The organism is Streptococcus sp. HF-1907 (genome assembly GCF_015594605.1).
In the GTDB taxonomy this organism is placed as follows: Bacteria; Bacillota; Bacilli; order Lactobacillales; family Streptococcaceae; genus Streptococcus.
The window spans coordinates 24734-43095 of sequence record NZ_JADNQT010000008.1 but is presented as its reverse complement, the minus strand read 5'-3'; the positions used below and the strand labels follow the sequence as shown (position 1 = coordinate 43095).

General features: G+C 41.3%; 18 protein-coding genes. 13 read left to right on the top strand and 5 right to left on the bottom strand.

Annotation, left to right across the window (positions count from 1 at the left end; translation table 11 throughout):
• The first annotated feature begins 19 nt into the window (after positions 1–19).
• The 4 genes from rlmD to IYQ92_RS05795 all read left to right on the top strand — a co-directional run bounded on the left by rlmD (position 20) and on the right by IYQ92_RS05795 (position 5329).
• Positions 20–1651: a 23S rRNA (uracil(1939)-C(5))-methyltransferase RlmD gene (gene rlmD / locus IYQ92_RS05810; RefSeq protein ID WP_195675784.1), complete on the top strand. Its 1632-nt coding sequence runs from the start codon at positions 20–22 to the stop codon at positions 1649–1651.
• 36 nt (positions 1652–1687) lie between these two features.
• Positions 1688–1951, top strand: a complete 264-nt coding sequence (locus IYQ92_RS05805; protein ID WP_324253063.1) for a CD1845 family protein — start codon at positions 1688–1690, stop codon at positions 1949–1951.
• A gap of 44 nt (positions 1952–1995) precedes the next feature.
• Entirely contained in the window at positions 1996–2736 is a 741-nt protein-coding gene (locus IYQ92_RS05800; RefSeq protein ID WP_195675783.1) for an alpha/beta fold hydrolase, read from the top strand.
• Between the two features lie 928 nt (positions 2737–3664).
• Positions 3665–5329 carry a SulP family inorganic anion transporter gene (locus IYQ92_RS05795; RefSeq protein ID WP_195675782.1) on the top strand — a complete coding sequence of 555 codons (1665 nt, stop codon included), beginning with the start codon at positions 3665–3667 and terminating at the stop codon, positions 5327–5329.
• A 70-nt stretch (positions 5330–5399) separates the two neighbouring features.
• Here the strand turns inward: IYQ92_RS05795 and IYQ92_RS05790 are convergent, their stop codons facing one another.
• From IYQ92_RS05790 to IYQ92_RS05770, 5 genes are all read right to left on the bottom strand, one after another.
• Entirely contained in the window at positions 5400–6362 is a 963-nt protein-coding gene (locus tag IYQ92_RS05790; protein WP_195675781.1) for a tRNA dihydrouridine synthase, read from the bottom strand.
• Between the two features lie 213 nt (positions 6363–6575).
• Positions 6576–6782, bottom strand: coding sequence for a hypothetical protein (locus IYQ92_RS05785; RefSeq protein ID WP_195675780.1), 207 nt, complete (start codon positions 6780–6782; stop codon positions 6576–6578).
• 2 nt (positions 6783–6784) lie between these two features.
• Positions 6785–7480 carry a LexA family transcriptional regulator gene (locus IYQ92_RS05780; RefSeq protein WP_195675779.1) on the bottom strand — a complete coding sequence of 232 codons (696 nt, stop codon included), beginning with the start codon at positions 7478–7480 and terminating at the stop codon, positions 6785–6787.
• Between the two features lie 140 nt (positions 7481–7620).
• Entirely contained in the window at positions 7621–8349 is a 729-nt protein-coding gene (locus IYQ92_RS05775) for a DUF554 domain-containing protein (RefSeq protein WP_195675778.1), read from the bottom strand.
• 49 nt (positions 8350–8398) lie between these two features.
• Positions 8399–9484 carry a M24 family metallopeptidase gene (locus IYQ92_RS05770; protein ID WP_195675777.1) on the bottom strand — a complete coding sequence of 362 codons (1086 nt, stop codon included), beginning with the start codon at positions 9482–9484 and terminating at the stop codon, positions 8399–8401.
• A 214-nt stretch (positions 9485–9698) separates the two neighbouring features.
• Between IYQ92_RS05770 and ccpA the strand changes: the two genes are divergently transcribed.
• The 9 genes from ccpA (at position 9699) to IYQ92_RS05730 (ending at position 18239) form a co-directional block, all read left to right on the top strand.
• Positions 9699–10703 carry a catabolite control protein A gene (ccpA, locus tag IYQ92_RS05765; protein ID WP_195675776.1) on the top strand — a complete coding sequence of 335 codons (1005 nt, stop codon included), beginning with the start codon at positions 9699–9701 and terminating at the stop codon, positions 10701–10703.
• 106 nt (positions 10704–10809) lie between these two features.
• Positions 10810–11808: a glycosyltransferase family 4 protein gene (locus IYQ92_RS05760; RefSeq protein WP_195675775.1), complete on the top strand. Its 999-nt coding sequence runs from the start codon at positions 10810–10812 to the stop codon at positions 11806–11808.
• Position 11809: 1 nt separating this feature from the next.
• Positions 11810–13147 carry a glycosyltransferase family 4 protein gene (locus IYQ92_RS05755; protein ID WP_195675774.1) on the top strand — a complete coding sequence of 446 codons (1338 nt, stop codon included), beginning with the start codon at positions 11810–11812 and terminating at the stop codon, positions 13145–13147.
• 339 nt (positions 13148–13486) lie between these two features.
• Complete coding sequence (thrS, locus tag IYQ92_RS05750) at positions 13487–15439, top strand: threonine--tRNA ligase (RefSeq protein ID WP_195675773.1); 1953 nt, start codon at positions 13487–13489, stop codon at positions 15437–15439.
• 143 nt (positions 15440–15582) lie between these two features.
• A complete protein-coding gene (locus IYQ92_RS05745; RefSeq protein ID WP_195675772.1) occupies positions 15583–16443 on the top strand; it encodes an ABC transporter ATP-binding protein in 861 nt (286 codons plus the stop codon).
• A 3-nt stretch (positions 16444–16446) separates the two neighbouring features.
• Positions 16447–16914: a hypothetical protein gene (locus IYQ92_RS10290; RefSeq protein ID WP_229311325.1), complete on the top strand. Its 468-nt coding sequence runs from the start codon at positions 16447–16449 to the stop codon at positions 16912–16914.
• Positions 16886–17353 carry an ABC transporter permease gene (locus tag IYQ92_RS10285; protein ID WP_229311324.1) on the top strand — a complete coding sequence of 156 codons (468 nt, stop codon included), beginning with the start codon at positions 16886–16888 and terminating at the stop codon, positions 17351–17353. Before IYQ92_RS10290 ends, IYQ92_RS10285 begins: the two co-directional genes overlap by 29 nt.
• A gap of 23 nt (positions 17354–17376) precedes the next feature.
• Positions 17377–17832 carry a LytTR family DNA-binding domain-containing protein gene (locus IYQ92_RS05735; protein ID WP_195675771.1) on the top strand — a complete coding sequence of 152 codons (456 nt, stop codon included), beginning with the start codon at positions 17377–17379 and terminating at the stop codon, positions 17830–17832.
• 11 nt (positions 17833–17843) lie between these two features.
• Positions 17844–18239 (top strand): DUF3021 domain-containing protein, encoded by a 396-nt coding sequence (locus IYQ92_RS05730; RefSeq protein WP_195675770.1) that lies wholly within the window; start codon positions 17844–17846, stop codon positions 18237–18239.
• The last annotated feature ends 123 nt before the right edge of the window (positions 18240–18362 follow it).

The window sequence follows — 18362 nt, the reverse complement described above, 5'->3', positions numbered from 1 at the left end:
GAGCTAAGAAAAGGATATTATGTTAAATAAGAATGATATTGTAGAAGTGACCATTTCTGACCTGAGCCATGAGGGAATGGGTGTTGCCAAGGTTGATGGTTTTGTGTTTTTTGTTGAGAATGCTCTTCCTGGTGAAGTTATCAAGATGCGCGTGCTGAAAGTGCGTAAGAATATTGGTTTCGGTAAGGTTGAGGAATACTTAAAATTATCGCCAGACCGTAACGACAGCCTAGATGCGGCTTATTTGCGGACGGGGATTGCTGATTTGGGGCATCTAGCCTATCCAGCCCAGCTTGTTTTCAAGCAAAAACAAGTGGCGGATAATTTGTACAAGACGGCACATATTTCTGATGTGGAGGTCTTGCCAACTCTGGGTATGGAGACGCCTTTTGCTTACCGCAACAAGGCTCAGGTGCCTGTCCGCCGTGTCAATGATCAGCTAGAGACTGGTTTCTTCCGTAAAAATTCCCATGACCTCATGCCGATTGAGGATTTCCTTATTCAGGAAAAAGAGATTGATGCGCTGGTCAATACGACACGTGACCTCTTGCGCCGCTTTGACATCAAGCCTTATGATGAGAAAGAGCAGACTGGTCTCATCCGTAATCTTGTTGTCCGTCGCGGGCACTACACTGGTCAGATGATGCTCGTCCTCGTGACCACTCGTCCTAAGATTTTCCGCGTCCAGCAATTGATTGAACAAATCACCCAAGCCTTTCCCGCAGTAGTCTCTGTCATCCAAAATATCAACGACAAAAATACCAATGCTATCTTTGGATCTGAGTTTCGCAGGCTTTACGGCAAGGATGTGATTGAGGACCAGATGCTGGGCAATACCTACGAGATTTCGGCTCAGTCTTTCTATCAGGTCAACACGGTCATGGCTGAGAAGCTCTACCAGACTGCCATTGATTTTTCCGACCTGACGGCTAACGACGTGGTCATCGACGCCTACTCGGGGATTGGGACCATCGGTCTCTCTGTGGCTAAGCGCGTCAAGCACGTTTATGGCGTTGAGGTGGTGGAAAAGGCTGTCGCTGATGCCAAGAAAAATGCTGAGCTAAACGGCATCACCAATAGCACCTATGTTGCGGATAGCGCTGAAAATGCAATGGCCAAATGGGTGGCAGACGGTATCAAACCAACTGTCATCATGGTTGACCCACCGCGCAAGGGCTTGACTGAGAGTTTTATTCGCTCCGCAGCAGAGACTGGAGCGGACAAGGTGACCTACATCTCATGTAACCCAGCAACCATGGCGCGTGATATTGCCCTCTTTGAAGAACTTGGCTATAAGTTGACTAAGGTGCAACCTGTGGATTTATTTCCAAATACGCATCATGTGGAGACAGTAGCATTATTGTCCAAACTTGATGTCGATAAGCATATAGATGTTGAAATTAAGTTGGATGAGCTTGATTTGACAAGTGCTGAAAGCAAGGCTACTTATGCACAAATCAAAGAATATATATTAGAAAAATTCAATTTAAAGGTTTCGACACTCTATATTGCTCAGATTAAAAAGAAATGTGGTATTGAATTAAGGGAGCATTATAATAAATCAAAAAAAGAGAAACAAGTTATTCCACAATGCACACCGGAAAAAGAGGAAGCTATCATGGATGCTTTAAGGCATTTTAAAATGATTTAATAGAAATGGAGGGTATTTACGAGATGGATAATAAAAATAATCTTGTTCCCAATTAGCTTGGTGTTAAGTATTCTCACAGCATTTCTGACTTTTATTCTAAGTATAGGAACCATGCTACTATCATTGTTAATGCTGATGTGTATTTTTGTAGCAATTGGCTCTTTTATTAAAAAAGAACTACCAATTGCTATAGAAGCGTTGGTAGTTGGACTTTTAGTAAGCCCATATGGAATACCAATGGTTGGGGCAGCAGTTATAGGTTTCTTGCAAGGTATCAATGAAGTGATAAAATCAGTTTAAATTAAGAAGTGATAAATTTGAATTTGTGTAAGAGGTTATGCAAAATGAATTATAAGGAGTTCGGAAAACAAAATAGCGATGTTATTATTCTATTGCACGGAGGCGGACTATCGTGGTGGAATTATCGCAAAGAAGCTGAAATGCTTCAAAATGATTTTCATGTCATTCTTCCAGTATTAGACGGTCATGCAGAAAGCGATAGGGATTTTACAACAATAGAGGACAATGCGAAAGAGATTATTTCCTTTATTGATGAAACATTTGACGGTTCTGTATTGTTAATAGGGGGATTATCTCTTGGCGGTCAGATTCTGCTTGAAATTATGTCTCGGCGAGAAGATATTTGTGAATATGCAATCGTCGAAAGCGCTCTTGTTGTACCCTCAAAGATGATATACTCAATGATTAAACCGGTTTTTGGAAATTGCTATGGGCTGATTAAACATAAATGGTTTTCTAAGTTACAATTCAAATCGCTTAAAATGAATCAAGAATTTTTTGATGATTATTACAGAGACACTTGCAAAATCACAAAGCAAAACATGATTGCTTTTTTACAGGCAAACTCTATGTATTCTATAAAAGATTTACTTAGCAATAGCAATGCGAAAGTGAGCATTTTTGTGGGAGGACAAGAAAATAGTTCAATGAAAAGCTCTGCGAAAACAATCAGTAAAATAATTGAGGGTAGTTCTTTTAGAATTAAAGAAGGAATGTATCATGGTGAGTTTTCTATCAACCACCCTGGTGATTATGTAAAAGAAATATATGCTATTACAAAGTAGTGACAAATCCCAGTTTGTCGAGCTAATACCTTTTAACGATAACCACAATCTATCGTTAAAAGGTTTATAGATATGTTCACACATACGAACGCAACTACTTGACATACTTAGTGTTCACTCGTTTCATGTGGAGTGTGTAAGTTTGCTAGTGAAAAACGCATAGAACAAGTCCGACTTGCTTTCTAGTTTTCGGGAAGTCGCTTTGAGAATAAGTCGAGACACAAATACAGTATTAACTGTGCAATTATAAGAGCGGAGAGTAGGACTACCTCTGCTTTTTTTAATGGAAAAGAAGCCAAGTATTTTTTAACCGTGTTATTCATGGATTGATTTGACCAATGATTAGTTAAAGACGCTACTAATTCTATCAGTCAATGGTAGTGATTGATTTTATTTTTGACAAGTCCCAAAGAGCATAACTATGTTTCCACCTCCTTGTCTCAGTTGTTGCCGAGTTGCCTAGAGTCTGAGGGAAGACGTCTCAAGTGTTTCCAGCTTGCCTAGAGTTTCAGGGAAGCCATCTCACGTGTTTTCAGCTTGCCGCAGGTGTGCAGGAGTCCGTCTCACGTGTTTTCAGCTTGCCGCAAGTCTGCAGGAGTCTGTCTCAGTTGTTTCCAGCCTGTCGCAAGTCTGCAGGAAGTCCGTCTTACGTGTTTTCAGCTTGTTGCTAGGTTGCAACAGCCCATTTCACATGTGATCAGGCTCAGCTAACCTTGCGCCAGTGGCAAAATTCTATTTTCCAGTGAGCTTATCGCCAGTATCAGCCTGTTTTTCATTGACATCATTCTTACGGATTTTATTTTTCATAAAATTTATCTTTCTCTGATACGCTTTCATGTCTTGATACCCTAGAGTTTTGGGCTTGTCTGTGCTAGAATGGTAGATGAGTTCTCGCAAGCGTCTGAGAGCAAAAAATGAGGAGGAAAAGATGGACGCTTTAAAATACATTAAACCTAAATTTTTCACGACCCTAAAGGGTTACACGAGCGCACAGTTCATGAAGGACTTGGTGGCTGGTATCATCGTCGCCATTATCGCTCTGCCATTGTCAATCGCCTTGGCTATCGCTTCTGGGGTCAATCCAGAGCAAGGGCTTTACACCGCTGTTGTAGCTGGTTTTTTTATTTCCTTTTTGGGAGGTAGTCGCGTTCAGATTGGTGGACCGACGGCGGCCTTCGTTGTCATCATCTATGGCATCATTGCTCAGTATGGTATGTCTGGTCTGACCGTTGCGACCTTCATGGCTGGGATTATGATGATTATCATGGGGCTATTACGCTTTGGTGATTTGATTAAATTCATCCCTAAAACCATCACAGTTGGTTTCACGCTGGGGATTGCCGTAGGGATTGTCGCTGGGCAAATCAAGGATTTCTTGGGCTTGAGCATGGGGGCTGTGCCTGCTGAGTTTGTGGCAAAGCTTGGCGTCTACGCTAAAAATATCAGTAGCATCAACTGGCCAACGCTCATGATTGGTTTACTAGCCCTTTTGATTCAGATTTTCTGGCCAAAAGTCTCTCAGAAAATTCCTGGGTCGCTAGTCGCTATCTTGGTCACAACAGCTATCGTTGGCTTGGGGCATGTGTCTTCTGTCAAAACCATTGGTGACCTTTATACCATCAAGGTCGGTCTACCAAGCTTCACCGTGCCACATTTGTCATTTAATCTGGTTCGTCAATTGATGTCGCCAGCCTTTACCATCGCTATCTTGGCTTCTATCGAATCTCTCTTGTCAGCCGTTGTCTCAGACGGGATGATTGGTGGGAATCACCGTTCCAACGCGGAGTTGGTTGGTCAAGGTGTCGGTAACTTGATGTCATCATTATTTGGTGGAATTCCTGCCACAGGTGCCATCGCTCGTACAGCGGCTAACGTCAAAAATGGTGGACGTACACCCGTTGCTGGTATGGTTCACGCCATCACCCTTCTCTTGATTTTGCTCTTCTTGATGCCTTACGCGTCGCTGATTCCTATGAGCTGTTTGGCGGCCATCCTCATCATGGTTGGTTATAACATGAGTGGCTGGCGTACTTTTGGACATATGCTGCGCACCGCACCTAAGAGTGACATTGCAGTCTTAGTCATTACCTTCCTTCTGACAGTCTTCTTCGACCTAGTCGTTGCCATCGAATTTGGGATGGTTCTTGCAGCCTTCCTTTTCTTGAAACGCATGTCAGACGTCGCTGAAGTCCGCCAATGGGTAGATAAGGGGAGCCTTGATGACCCAACGCTTTCAGAAGACTCAGACCTCAAAGATGTTCCTAAAAACACCCTTGTTTATGAAGTCTTCGGAGCTCTTTTCTTCGGCGCAGCCAATGATTTCTTAAATGTCGATCATGAAGAAGGCAAAAACGCCCTCATCATCCGCATGCGTAACGTCCCTGCTATGGACATTTCAGGTTTAGAAGCCTTGGAAGAGACTCTCGAAATCTCTCGCAAACGTGGCATGACCCTCATTCTGTCTCATGTTAACGAACAACCTTACCACGTTATGGAAAAAGCAGCCTTCATTGAGAAAGTCGGCGCAGAAAACATTTGTGAAAACATCGATGCAGCCCTAGCCCGCGCAGCTAGTCTTGCACCAGCTAACTAAAAACTAGTCTATAATAAAAGCACTCTTGATGAGAGGTATCAAGAGTGCTTTTATTATTGTTTGGATATGATTAGCTCAGATGCTCCGCTTCAAAGTCATCCAGCAATTTTCTACAGTCGTCGCTAGTCTTAGCATCCATGAGAGCAATGCGGAGTTCATTAGCTCCTTTGAAGCCTCGGATGTAGATTTTGAAGGAGCGCTTCATTGATGGGAATGGGCGGAGCTGGTACTCATCAAATTGGTCCAAGTGGTAGCGGAAGAGGGCGATAAGTTCTTTGGGGCTGTGTTCGCGAGCCTCTTTTTCAAAGGCAAACGGATTGGTAAAAATACCTCGACCAATCATGACGCCATCAATACCATATTTTTCAACCAGTTCCATGCCGACTTGATGGTTAGGAATATCTCCGTTGATGGTGAGTAGGGTATCTGGGGCGATACGGTCGCGTAGGTCTTTGATTTCTCCAATCATTTCCCAGTGAGCATCAACCTTGGACATCTCTGTCTTTGTCCGTAGGTGGATGGAGAGATTGGCGATGCCTTGGTTAAGGATATGACTGAGCCAATCTTTATATTCTTCTGGCTTGGCGTGACCGAGTCGCGTTTTAACAGAGACTGGAAGTCCACCTTCTTTTGCGGCTTGAATCAGTTCAGCAGCAACTTCTGGGCGCAAAATCAAACCAGCACCACGGCCGTGTTTGAAAACATTAGGCGCTGGACAGCCCATGTTGATATCAAGACCAGCGAAGCCCATTTCTTTCATGCCTTTAGCCATTTGAGAAAAGTTTTCAGGAACATCACCCCAAATGTGGGCGACTAGCGGTTGCTCATCATCAGTGAATGTCAGGCGACCACGCACGGACTCAATGCCGTCAGGGTGGCAGTAGGAAGCAGCATTGGTGAATTCAGTGAAGAATACATCGGGGCGCCCAGCTTTTGCCACCACATGACGGAAAGCGACGTCAGTCACATCTTCCATGGGGGCTAAAACAAAAAATGGTTTTGGTAAAGTTTGCCAAAAGTTATCAGCAGTCATTTCATCTCTCCTTATAGTAAAAAATTGACAACGGCCGTTACCAATATCTCGTCTACTTACTATACCAAAACGGTGGTAGGATGCAAATTTCACGCTTGTATGGTCTCTTAGCTTATTTTTTATGACTTCCTTAAGTCAGTCTGCTTACTTTTGAGTTGTTTTCCTACTGAAAGCAAAATAGTTCTGGGACACTGGCTGAGGCTTACCTATGTCTTAATCAGCTTCCATAGCGATGAGGATGGAGGAGTTAATCAGGAAGGCGTAGGGATAAATTTCTGTACTTTCATCTTGTGGGATAATGATTTTTTTGAATTTGCGAGCTTTGACGGCATCCGAAAAGTCGTCCATGTCAAAAATCTCCACAGTTGAATTGCTATCTAAGTTGTAATCTTGTAATTTCAAAATATCATTTAAACGCATAACTAACCTCCAATAACTGGCATAAAGTGACTGACAACGAGACCAACAATTTGTGGCTGGTCTTCATAAGGAATGAATCGGTCTGGATAATCGTGATTTAAAGAGACCATGCGAAAGCCATTTTTCTCACGATAAAGCTTCTTGATGTAGACAGAATCATTCCAAGAGAGGGCATAGACAGCACCGTCGTAATCAAATCCATTTGCTTTGATGAGAGCGACTTCTCCATTTTGATAGAGTGGTTCCATGGAATCTCCGCTAATCCAGGCAGCCAAGTCATAGCCTGATTGTTCAACGTTTGAATAGACGGTCTCAGTTTCAAATTCGTCAAAGAGTGACTCACCTCTACCTGCTGACAAGGCGACATCGGATAGCACTTGAACCGCAAATAGTTGTACAACCTTTTGTTGAGCTTCTAGCTGTGTCTGCAATAGTTGGTCAACATATTGCTCTGCCTTGGTCTTATTGTCGTCTGACAATTGTAGGTAAGTAGTGACAATCGGATATTCTGATTCAAAGTAGGTTTCTTGAACCTGAAATAAATCGGCTAACTGCTTGAGATTTTTCTGATTAGGTTTGGTTTTTCCAGATTCCCAGTAGGAATAGGACATTCTGGATATGCCCAATGCTTTGGCGACTTGTGATTGATTGTAGCCCAGAGCCTGTCTTTGAGCTTTTAAACGTTGGTGTGAGAACATGTTAATCTCCTTGTAAAGAAATAACTTTACAACTATTATAACAAATCTATTTTTAATGACAAGTAAAAATATTTTCTTTTTTTGAGAGAAGCGCAGCTATTTTCCAAAAGTAAAAGAAAAACACCCCGTAGGGCGCTCAATCAAAGTAATGGCACGATGAAGTTAGTCCAGAGCCAGCTGAGGGGCATGACGAGAATCATGGCTGGAATCATATCAGCGGTAGGGAACATTTTGACCTTGATGATACGGAAACCCGTTGCGATCATGAGGAAGCCACCGCAGGCCTTGAAGTCAGCAATCATGGCAGGTGTCGTGAGAGGGATGATAACTTTGGCAAGCAGGAAGAGGGCAGTGAAAATGATGAACTGAGGGATAGCAATGAGCGAAACCACTAGGCCAAGCGTAGAAGCGAAGATAGCGGCTGTGAAGAAGTCAAGTACTGATTTTGAAATCAAGATAGTGGCGTCGCCTGAAATCCCTGAATCAAGTGACCCATAAATCCCAGTACCGCTGGCACAGAAGAGCACGATGACAGTCAAAAGATTGATTAGGAATTCGTCCTGTGAGAGGTTGCTTGAGGCGTTGGGAAGTAGTTTCGCAACACCTTTTTGCATAGTAAGACCAGCACGATTGATGCCCTGTCCAAAATTAAGCAAGATACCTAGTCCTGTCCCCACAACGATAGCCATGATAACAGCAGGCATATTTTTCATAAGAATGACAGAGACAATCCCCATCCCCATCGAACAGACACCGAAAATATTGTTGAGTTCAGTTTTGAGGCGGTCTGGAAAAATTTTCCCCCAGAAACCTCCGACGATTCCGCCTAAAAAGATGGCAAGTGAATTGATAATAACGCCAGTTGGCATAGAGTTTTCCTTTCATGTTAAAGAGGCCCTAATGAGCCTCTAAATGACATTATCCTTCGAAATAAAGTAGTTCTTTTGGCGTTTGTGTGAAAACTTCAAAGCCAGAAGCAGTAACGTGGCCGCAATCTTCGATACGAACACCGACCTTGCCAGGAATGTAGATACCAGGTTCAACAGAGAAACACATGCCTTCTTGGATGACGAGGTCGTTTCCTTCCATGATTGATGGGAATTCGTGAACGTCCATACCAATACCGTGACCAAGACGGTGATTGAAGTATTCACCGTAACCAGCTTTTTCGATGACCTTACGCGCAGCAGCATCTACTTCAGCCGCAGTCACACCAGGTTTGATGAAATCTTGAGCGGTTAATTGAGCTTCAAGACAGAGTTCGTAAATGTCTTTCTTGAATTGGTCTGGTTGACCGACAGCGACCGTACGTGTCATATCAGACATGTAGCCGTTAGTAGCGACACCTAGGTCGAACAATAGCAGAGCATCGTTTTCGATTTTGTTAGTTCCTGGGATACCGTGTGGGTTAGCAGCATTATCACCAGTTAGAACCATGGTTTCAAAACTCATCTTATCAACGCCTTGTTTTTTCATTTCGAATTCGATTTGAGCGATGATATCTGTTTCAGTCACGTCAAGTGAAATATTGTTAAAACCAACATGAACAGCCTTATCAGCGTATTGACCGGCAATCAGCATTTTTTCAATTTCATCTTGCGATTTGATGAGGCGCATTTGTTGGACAAACGGTGTCAAGTTTTCAAAGTGCCCCTTGAAAACCGTTTGTAAGCCTTGGAATTTAGTAACATTAAGATTGTCAAATTCCGCAAATACTTTAGCGCTATCAACAGATGGCAACCCTTGACGAATTTTTTCCCATGGATTTTCAGAGTCAACATAACCGAAGACTTTGAAATTAACGATTCCTTGGGCGCGAGCGACTTCAAGCGCTGGAACAAAAAGAACAGGTTCACGGTCGCTGTAGACGAACAGGAACATTTGGCGTTCGTGTGGGTCGCAGGAGAAGCCAGTGAGATAATTAACGGTTACGGGGTCTGAAAAGACAGCAATATTAGCTCCCTCTTTAGCGAGGTATTGGCTGATTTGAGTGAGTTTTGACATGTAAAAACCTTCTTCCTAATCTAAGAATTAGTCTGATTTAAAGGCTAGTTCTATTTCTGCCTACTATTCTTTCAAAAATTACAGAAAAAATCAAGCCTATATAGAAGAAATGAAAGATTTTTCATAAAAAATAATTGTTATAGCTTGAAAGTGTTTCCAAAAGGTGATAAAATACTATTGAAAGCGTCATTTTCAAATAGAAAGGAAGTCCAATATGAACACAGATGATACAATTACGATTTATGATGTCGCCCGTGAAGCGGGTGTTTCTATGGCAACGGTCAGTAGAGTTGTAAATGGCAATAAGAATGTAAAAGAAAATACTCGTAAGAAAGTTCTTGAAGTTATCGATCGTCTTGATTACCGTCCAAATGCGGTTGCTAGAGGTTTGGCAAGCAAAAAGACGACAACAGTCGGAGTAGTGATTCCAAATATCGCCAACTCTTATTTCTCAATTCTAGCGCGTGGTATCGACGATATCGCTGCTATGTATAAGTACAATATTGTCCTTGCCTCAAGTGATGAAGACGATGACAAAGAAGTCAATGTGGTCAATACGCTTTTTGCTAAGCAGGTTGATGGTATTATTTTCATGGGGCACCACCTCACTGAGAAAATCCGTGCTGAATTTTCACGCTCACGCACTCCAATCGTTTTAGCGGGTACAGTCGATTTGGAACATCAATTGCCAAGCGTTAACATTGATTACAAGGCTGCAGTTCAAGATGTTGTTGACATTTTAGCTGAAAAGAACAAAGAGATTGCCTTTGTTTCAGGACCACTAATTGATGAAATTAACGGTAAAGTGCGTTTGTCAGGTTACAAAGAGGGTCTTAAGAAAAACGGGCTCAGCTTTAAAGAAGGTCTTGTTTTTGAAGCTAATTATCGTTATGAAGAAGGTTACGAATTGGCTCAGCGTGTCATCAATTCAGGAGCAACTGCGGCTTATGTTACTGAAGATGAACTCGCAGCGGGTCTATTGAACGGTCTTTTCGTAGCAGGAAAACGTGTGCCAGAAGATTTTGAAATCATCACAAGCAATGATTCTCCAATCACACTCTACACACGTCCAAACTTGACATCAATCAGCCAACCCGTCTATGACCTTGGTGCCGTCAGCATGCGCATGCTGACTAAAATCATGCACAAGGAAGAGTTGGAAGAGAAAGAAATTTTGTTGAATCACGGTATTGTCAAACGTGGAACAGCGAGAGACTAATTAGGAATGAAGTTAGGTCTAGCACCTAGCTTCTTTTTTATCGGTCTCTAGTCTGATTTTTCCGTGAATGATGAAAAAATAGGCGAAATAGGCTATAATAGAAAGTATGAAAGTTTTACTGTATTTAGAAGCCGAGCACTATTTGCGAAAATCAGGTATTGGCCGTGCCATTAAACATCAAGAACGTGCCATGCTGAGTGCTGGGCAAGATTATACAATGGACCCCAATGATGATTATGATTTAGTCCATATCAATACTTATGGAGTAAAAAGCTGGCGCTTGATGAATCAAGCGAAAAAAGCTGGCAAGAAAGTGATTATGCACGGGCACTCAACCGAGGAGGATTTTAGAAATTCTTTCATCGGTTCAAATCTCGTTGCACCCCTTTTCAAATGGTACCTCTGTCACTTTTATCGTAAGGCAGATGCTATCATCACACCGACAGAATATTCAAAACATCTGATTCAAGGATATGGTATCACTAATCCGATTTACGCTGTTTCAAATGGGATTGATTTGACCAAGTACCAGACGACTCCCGAGAAAGAACAAGCTTTCCATGATTATTTCAATATTAAACCTGGTGAAAAGGTTGTCATGGGAGCTGGGCTTTTCTTCATGCGTAAGGGAATTGATGACTTTGTCAAAGTGGCTGAAGCCATGCCAGATGTCCGTTTTATCTGGTTTGGTGAGACCAATAAGTGGGTTATTCCGCACAAGGTTCGTCAGATTGTGACCAAGAAACATCCTAAAAATGTTATTTTCCCTGGCTACATCAAGGGAGATGTCTATGAAGGGGCTATGTCAGCCAGTGATGCCTTCTTTTTCCCAAGTCGTGAAGAGACTGAAGGAATCGTTGTTTTGGAGGCGCTAGCTAGCCGTCAGCATGTTGTCCTTCGAGACATTCCAGTCTATGAAGGATGGGTTAACGAGCGTTCAGCCGATTTAGCTACAGATGTCGATGGTTTTGTGAAGGCTTTGGAAAATGTTTTGGCTGGCGCAAGTCACAAGGAAGATGCCGGCTATGCAGTTGCCGAGAGTAGAAGCATTGAGAAAATCGCTGACCAATTAGTCAGCGTCTATCAACAAGTAATGGAGTTATAAGATGCGTGTAGGCTTGTTTACAGATACTTATTTTCCACAAGTATCAGGTGTTGCGACGAGTATTCGGACCTTAAAAGAAGAGCTAGAGTCAGCTGGGCATGAAGTCTATATTTTCACGACGACAGAGCGCGATGTTAAGCGTTATGAAGACCCGACCATCATCCGCTTGCCTAGTGTGCCCTTTATTTCATTCACAGACCGCCGAGTTGTCTATCGTGGTCTGATTTCAGCTTATAAAATCGCCAAGGCTTATGAGCTTGATATCATCCACACACAGACTGAATTTAGTCTGGGAATTTTAGGAAAATTAGTGGCTAAAGCCTTGAAGATTCCTGTGGTTCACACCTATCATACTCAGTATGAGGACTACGTTGGCTATATCGCTAAGGGAAAATTGATTAAGCCAAGCATGGTCAAATATGTCATGCGTGGTTATCTGAATGACCTTGATGGCGTTATTTGTCCTTCTCGTATTGTCTATAATATCTTGGATGGCTATGAGGTTAAGATTCCTAAGCGTATCATTCCGACAGGGATTCCAGTTGAAAAGTACCGTCGTGAAGATATTACAAAAGAACAAATAGCAGAGCTCCGTCAACACTTAGGTATTGCCCCAGATGAAACTATGCTACTCAGCCTATCCCGCGTTTCCTACGAGAAAAATATTCAAGCCATTCTTAAGTGTTTACCAAAAGTATTGGCAGAAAATAGCAAGGTCAAATTGGTGATTGTCGGAGACGGTCCATACTTGGATGATTTGAAGGACCAGGTCCAGCAGTTTGGAATTGAAGATGCGGTTATTTTCACGGGAATGGTAAGCCATGACCAAGTTGCGGTTTACTATAAGGCGTGTGACTTTTTCATTTCCGCATCGACCAGTGAGACGCAGGGCTTGACTTATATTGAAGCGCTGGCCAGTGGTCGTCCGATTATTGCGCAGAGCAATCCTTACCTAGACGATGTGGTGACAGACCGCATGTTTGGGACGCTTTATCAGCGTGAGGAGGACTTGGCGGATGCTATTATTGATGCCATTATTGAGACGCCTGAACTGACTGCTGATGCTTACGAGGAAAAGCTTTATGAGATTTCTGCGGAGCGATTTGGCAAATCGGTATATGCCTTTTATTTGGATGTTCTCATCACTGAAGAAAATCGTAACTCTCATAAATTATCACTGACCGTTCGTAAAAATGCTGACAAGCCACGAGTTTTACGATTAGCTCGCGGGGCTGTGACCATGCCTAAACAGGCGGTGTCTTTGACAGGCAAGGCTTCAAAGAAAGTTGTCCGCGCACCTAAAAAGATGATTTCCTCTATCCGAGATTTCTTGGACTAGCTAAAAGGGGAAAAATCCTTGAAAATTCTGATGTTTGTGGTATAATAGTCTTTAGAGATACGTCAAGCCTTGTCAAATGGTTGAGAGAGTGCCTGGAAGCTGGAAATGGTGCCCATTTATGGTGAGATACTACTCGGTATGATTTTATGCAAACATAAAAGGGTGGTTCCCTTATCGCCAATAGAGGTCTGACACAAGTATTCTCGAGTTTTGTGTTGGATAAATTAAGGTGGAACCACGCGACCGCGTCCTTTTGAGGATGCGGTTTTTCTATTTTTCGGGAAAAGTTTGCACGAATCTGTTTTTGAATGATGTAAAAAATAAAAGGAGATAAATAAGATGATTAACATCACTTTCCCAGATGGCGCTGTGCGCGAATTTGAATCTGGTGTGACAACATTTGAAATTGCGCAAAGCATTTCAAATTCTTTGGCTAAAAAAGCCTTGGCTGGTAAATTCAACGGCAAATTGATTGACACAACTCGTGCCATTGAAGAAGACGGTAGCATCGAAATCGTGACACCTGACCATGAAGATGCTCTTCCAATCCTTCGTCACTCAGCGGCTCACTTGTTTGCGCAAGCTGCACGTCGTCTCTTTCCAGACATTCACCTTGGCGTTGGTCCCGCTATCGAAGATGGTTTCTATTACGACACTGACAATGAAGCAGGACAAATTTCAAACGAAGATCTTCCTCGCATCGAAGAAGAAATGAAGAAAATCGTCAAAGAAAACTTCCCATCAATCCGTAAAGAAGTCACTAAAGATGAAGCGCGTGAAATTTTCAAAAACGATCCATACAAGTTGGAATTGATTGAAGAACACTCAGAAGATGACGGTGGTCTTACTATTTACTCACAAGGGGAATACACAGACCTTTGCCGTGGTCCACATGTACCTTCTACTGGACGCATCCAAGTCTTCCACCTTCTTAACGTAGCAGGCGCTTACTGGCGTGGAAATAGCGACAACGCGATGATGCAACGTATCTACGGTACAGCATGGTTCGACAAGAAAGACCTCAAAGCTTACCTTCAACGTCGTGAAGAAGCTAAAGAACGTGACCACCGTAAACTAGGTAAAGAGCTCGACCTCTTCATGATTAGCCAAGAAGTTGGTCAAGGTCTTCCGTTCTGGTTGCCGAATGGTGCGACCATTCGTCGTATCCTTGAACGTTACATTACTGACAAGGAAATCGCTGCAGGCTACCAACACGTTTATACACCACCAGTAGCTTCTGTGGAACTTTACAAAACATCTGGTCACTGGGATCACTACCGTGAAGATATGTTCCCAACAATGGACATGGGTGACGGTGAAGAATTCGTTCTTCGTCCAATGAACTGTCCACACCACATTCAAGTTTATAAAAACCATGTTCACTCATACCGTGAATTGCCAATCCGTATTGCGGAACTCGGTATGATGCACCGTTATGAAAAATCTGGTGCCCTAACTGGTTTGCAACGTGTGCGTGAAATGACTTTGAATGACGGTCACACATTCGTTACACCAGAACAAATTCAAGATGAATTCAAGAAGATACTTCAATTGATTATCGATGTTTATCATGATTTCAATTTGAACGATTATCGTTTCCGCTTGTCATACCGTGACCCAGAAGATAAGCACAAATACTTCGATAACGATGAAATGTGGGAAAATGCGCAAGCCATGCTTAAGGCTGCCATGGATGATATGGGCGTTGATTACTTTGAAGCTGAAGGTGAAGCAGCCTTCTACGGTCCAAAACTCGATATTCAAGTGAAAACTGCCCTTGGTAAAGAAGAAACCTTGTCAACCATCCAATTGGACTTCTTGCTTCCAGAACGCTTCAACTTGACTTATGTTGGTGCTGATGGTGAAGAACACCGTCCGGTTATGATTCACCGTGGTGTTATCTCAACTATGGAACGCTTCACAGCTATCCTAATCGAAACTTACAAGGGTGCCTTCCCAACTTGGTTGGCTCCAAAACAAGTCACTGTTATCCCAATCTCAAACGAAGCACACGTTGATTATGTTTGGGAAGTCGCTAAAGAATTGCGTGATCGTGGTATCCGTGTGGACGTCGATGAGCGCAATGAAAAAATGCAATTCAAGATTCGTGAAAGCCAAACCCAAAAAGTTCCTTACCAATTAATCGTTGGTGACAAGGAAATGGCTGACAAATCTGTTAACGTTCGTCGTTATGGAAGCAAGGCAACACACACAGAAACAATTTCAGAGTTTGTTGACAATATCTTAGCAGATATTGCCCGCAAATCACGCCCGGCAGACGAAGCTGAATAATGGATTGAAAGAGGCTCTTAGGAGCTTCTTTTTTGATGCTCAATTATGACAGCTTACCTCCAACTTTTAACTACTCATCGATATTTTTTACTTCTGAATAATGCTATCTGTTACAATATAGTTAAATTTAAGGAGGAAAGCGGATGTTGATTAAAACAGAATCTTTGACAAAGCGATATGGTGATAAAACGGTCGTTGATCACCTAAATTTAGAGATTGAGAAAGGTCAGTTGTTTGCTTATATCGGTACTAATGGTGCGGGAAAGTCAACAACGATAAGGATGTTAACGGGACTATTGCAACCCAGCTCAGGAACTATTGTGATGGATGAACGATTAAAAATCGGTATCGTTTTTCAAAATAGTATTTTGGATGATGATCTGACCGTCATGGATAACATTGAGAGTAGAAAATCTCTATACAGTAATATAGATCAAAATTGGATTAATCGTTTACTAGATCTGATTGATATTGATATCGCAATGTTGCACCAAGAATATGGAACCTTATCTGGAGGTCAAAAACGGAAAGTCGATATTGTGAGAGCATTGCTTAATAAACCCGATATTCTTTTTTTGGACGAACCAACCACAGGCCTTGATATTAAATCTCGTCAAGATATTTGGGAAATGCTTCGCTCTTTGCAGACTCAAGAAGGATTGACCATTTTCTTAACAACTCACTATCTTGAGGAGGCAGAAAATGCAGATATGACCTACATCATTGACCATGGTCGTGTATTAGCTAAAGGATCAGCTAAATATTTGAAAGAAGAGTATAGTTCTAATCGTTTGGTCATTGAAACCATGAAAGAGGGCTTATTTAGTGATTATTGCTATAAATTAGATTCGGTAAATCGACTAGTATTTGATGGTTTATCTATAAAAGATGCGATGACACTGTTGGGAAAATATCAAGCGGATATTGATGATTTTGATTGGTCAAAAGGAAATATTAATGATGTCTTTTTGACAATTACAGGAACAGCTTACGAGGGGGAATAATCTATGTTTTCAATAACGAAACGCCATATACAGCTTTATTTTCACCGAAAGATAACGGTTTTCTTTTCTTTAATGGGGGCCTGGATTGCCTTTGCTCTCTATTTAGTATTTCTTCAAAAAAATATGCAGGAAGATTGGTCAAAAGTTGCTGATTATAAGCTTATCTTAGACAATTGGGTGATTGGGGGTACTTTAGCAGTTACTAGTATTACTACAACTTGGACTGGTATGGGACGTATGGTCAAAGATAAAGAAAGTCATAAAATTGATGATTTTTTGTTGACTGATCTATCTCGCTTTAAATTGAACTTGTCTTATCTGTTAAGTGCTTCTATTGTTGGAGTTCTAATGCAAGTTATCATGTTTGCTATCATGTCTGTTTACTTTTATTGGCAAGATAAGTTAGTTAAGCTAGATAGCTTGCGCCAGCTCTTGGTCTATCATGTCTGTTTACTTTTATTGGCAAGATAAGTTAGTTGTAGCTTTTGATAAGTTTCCACAACTTTGTCTAATCATGATTTTATCATCTTTTTTGGGGGCTAGCTTGGGAGGACTTATTGTACAAAGGGTAAAATCTGTTGATGTAGTTAGTCGTTTATCTACTATTATTGGAACGGCTTCGGGTTTCTTGGTAGGTGTCTATATGCCAATAGGTGCTCTACCATCTTATGCACAAAATTTAGTTAAGTTATTTCCAGGAGCTTATGTAGCAGCGATTTATCGTCAAATACTAACACATGATCAACTAGAAGGCTTATCACTTGGAATTAGGGAATATTTGGGAATTGGTATAAAATGGAGCCGTCTGATTGATGCTAAGGAAAGTATTATTCTTATCATAATAGTAACTTTAGTTTCATTATTTTTCACATATATTGGTCAGCTTGCCAAAGTTCGTAAATTGTCATAAGATAATAGAGAAGGAGGCGGCAGGTGAAATATTCATTTGAAGAGGATAAGTTATTAAAGAGTGATGAAATAGAGGTGGTGGTTAAAGGTCAATCACTGACCCAAGAAGCACAGAACCTATTAGATTACTTAGAAATGTATCAGCAAGATTCGCCCAAACTAATTCCTATTAAAGCAATTGATCGTATTCAACTATTGAAGGTCGCTGATATTATTTTAATTGATGTTAATGACAGCCAATTGATTTTAGAAACAATTAATGGAAATTTTAAAATAACAGAGCGACTTTATCGCTTCTCAGAGCGTTTAAATAATCCTGATTTCGTTCAAGTTTCAAAACATGCTGTTATCAACATTAATCACTTAGATTATTTAGAAGATGGTTTCTCTGGGTCTATGACAGCATTTTTAACCAATCAGTTAAAAGTTAGTGTTAGTCGAAAATATCTGAAAAATTTATCGGTAAGATTAGGATTGTAGAGGTGAAGTGCATGAAAAAACTAATAAATAGTTTTATCGTTGGCGTTGGGATTGGTGATTTGATTTCTTGTTTGTTACTTGCTAGTAGCCACGTGGGTACTCTATCATTGGCTAATGTATTTAGCGTTGCCATTTTTAGTGGCATTATTGGGATTATTTCTTATATCTTATTTGATTGGATGGATGCCCCTTTGCAGAGGAAATTGCTCATTCATTTCATTGTAGTGATGGGGATAATTTATGCGATGTACCATTTTAATGATTGGATAGTTGGTAATCCTTTGATTGCTATTTGTCGATTTGCAGTCATATATGGTCTTATTTGGTTGTTCGTCAGGTATATGATTCATCAACGAATTTCTAAAATCAATCAGAAACTACAAGAAAGACGTCAGTTAAAAAAATAGACAATTAATCGCTTGAAATCCTATTCACTATACTGATTTCAAGCGATTTTTGATACTTATCTATCTAAATTTTTCTTACTAGAAATGATAAAAAGTGGTATAACGTAAGGTGAGTTTACAGAT

What these genes read in the sequence shown, in the direction of transcription:
- rlmD (WP_195675784.1), top strand. Translation starts at nt 20, where the DNA reads ATGTTAAATAAGAATGATATTGTAGAAGTGACCATTTCTGACCTGAGC.
- IYQ92_RS05800 (WP_195675783.1), top strand. Translation starts at nt 1,996, where the DNA reads ATGAATTATAAGGAGTTCGGAAAACAAAATAGCGATGTTATTATTCTA.
- IYQ92_RS05795 (WP_195675782.1), top strand. Translation starts at nt 3,665, where the DNA reads ATGGACGCTTTAAAATACATTAAACCTAAATTTTTCACGACCCTAAAG.
- IYQ92_RS05790 (WP_195675781.1), bottom strand. Translation starts at nt 6,362, where the DNA reads ATGACTGCTGATAACTTTTGGCAAACTTTACCAAAACCATTTTTTGTT.
- IYQ92_RS05785 (WP_195675780.1), bottom strand. Translation starts at nt 6,782, where the DNA reads ATGCGTTTAAATGATATTTTGAAATTACAAGATTACAACTTAGATAGC.
- IYQ92_RS05780 (WP_195675779.1), bottom strand. Translation starts at nt 7,480, where the DNA reads ATGTTCTCACACCAACGTTTAAAAGCTCAAAGACAGGCTCTGGGCTAC.
- IYQ92_RS05775 (WP_195675778.1), bottom strand. Translation starts at nt 8,349, where the DNA reads ATGCCAACTGGCGTTATTATCAATTCACTTGCCATCTTTTTAGGCGGA.
- IYQ92_RS05770 (WP_195675777.1), bottom strand. Translation starts at nt 9,484, where the DNA reads ATGTCAAAACTCACTCAAATCAGCCAATACCTCGCTAAAGAGGGAGCT.
- ccpA (WP_195675776.1), top strand. Translation starts at nt 9,699, where the DNA reads ATGAACACAGATGATACAATTACGATTTATGATGTCGCCCGTGAAGCG.
- IYQ92_RS05760 (WP_195675775.1), top strand. Translation starts at nt 10,810, where the DNA reads ATGAAAGTTTTACTGTATTTAGAAGCCGAGCACTATTTGCGAAAATCA.
- IYQ92_RS05755 (WP_195675774.1), top strand. Translation starts at nt 11,810, where the DNA reads ATGCGTGTAGGCTTGTTTACAGATACTTATTTTCCACAAGTATCAGGT.
- thrS (WP_195675773.1), top strand. Translation starts at nt 13,487, where the DNA reads ATGATTAACATCACTTTCCCAGATGGCGCTGTGCGCGAATTTGAATCT.
- IYQ92_RS05745 (WP_195675772.1), top strand. Translation starts at nt 15,583, where the DNA reads ATGTTGATTAAAACAGAATCTTTGACAAAGCGATATGGTGATAAAACG.
- IYQ92_RS10290 (WP_229311325.1), top strand. Translation starts at nt 16,447, where the DNA reads ATGTTTTCAATAACGAAACGCCATATACAGCTTTATTTTCACCGAAAG.
- IYQ92_RS10285 (WP_229311324.1), top strand. Translation starts at nt 16,886, where the DNA reads ATGTCTGTTTACTTTTATTGGCAAGATAAGTTAGTTGTAGCTTTTGAT.
- IYQ92_RS05730 (WP_195675770.1), top strand. Translation starts at nt 17,844, where the DNA reads ATGAAAAAACTAATAAATAGTTTTATCGTTGGCGTTGGGATTGGTGAT.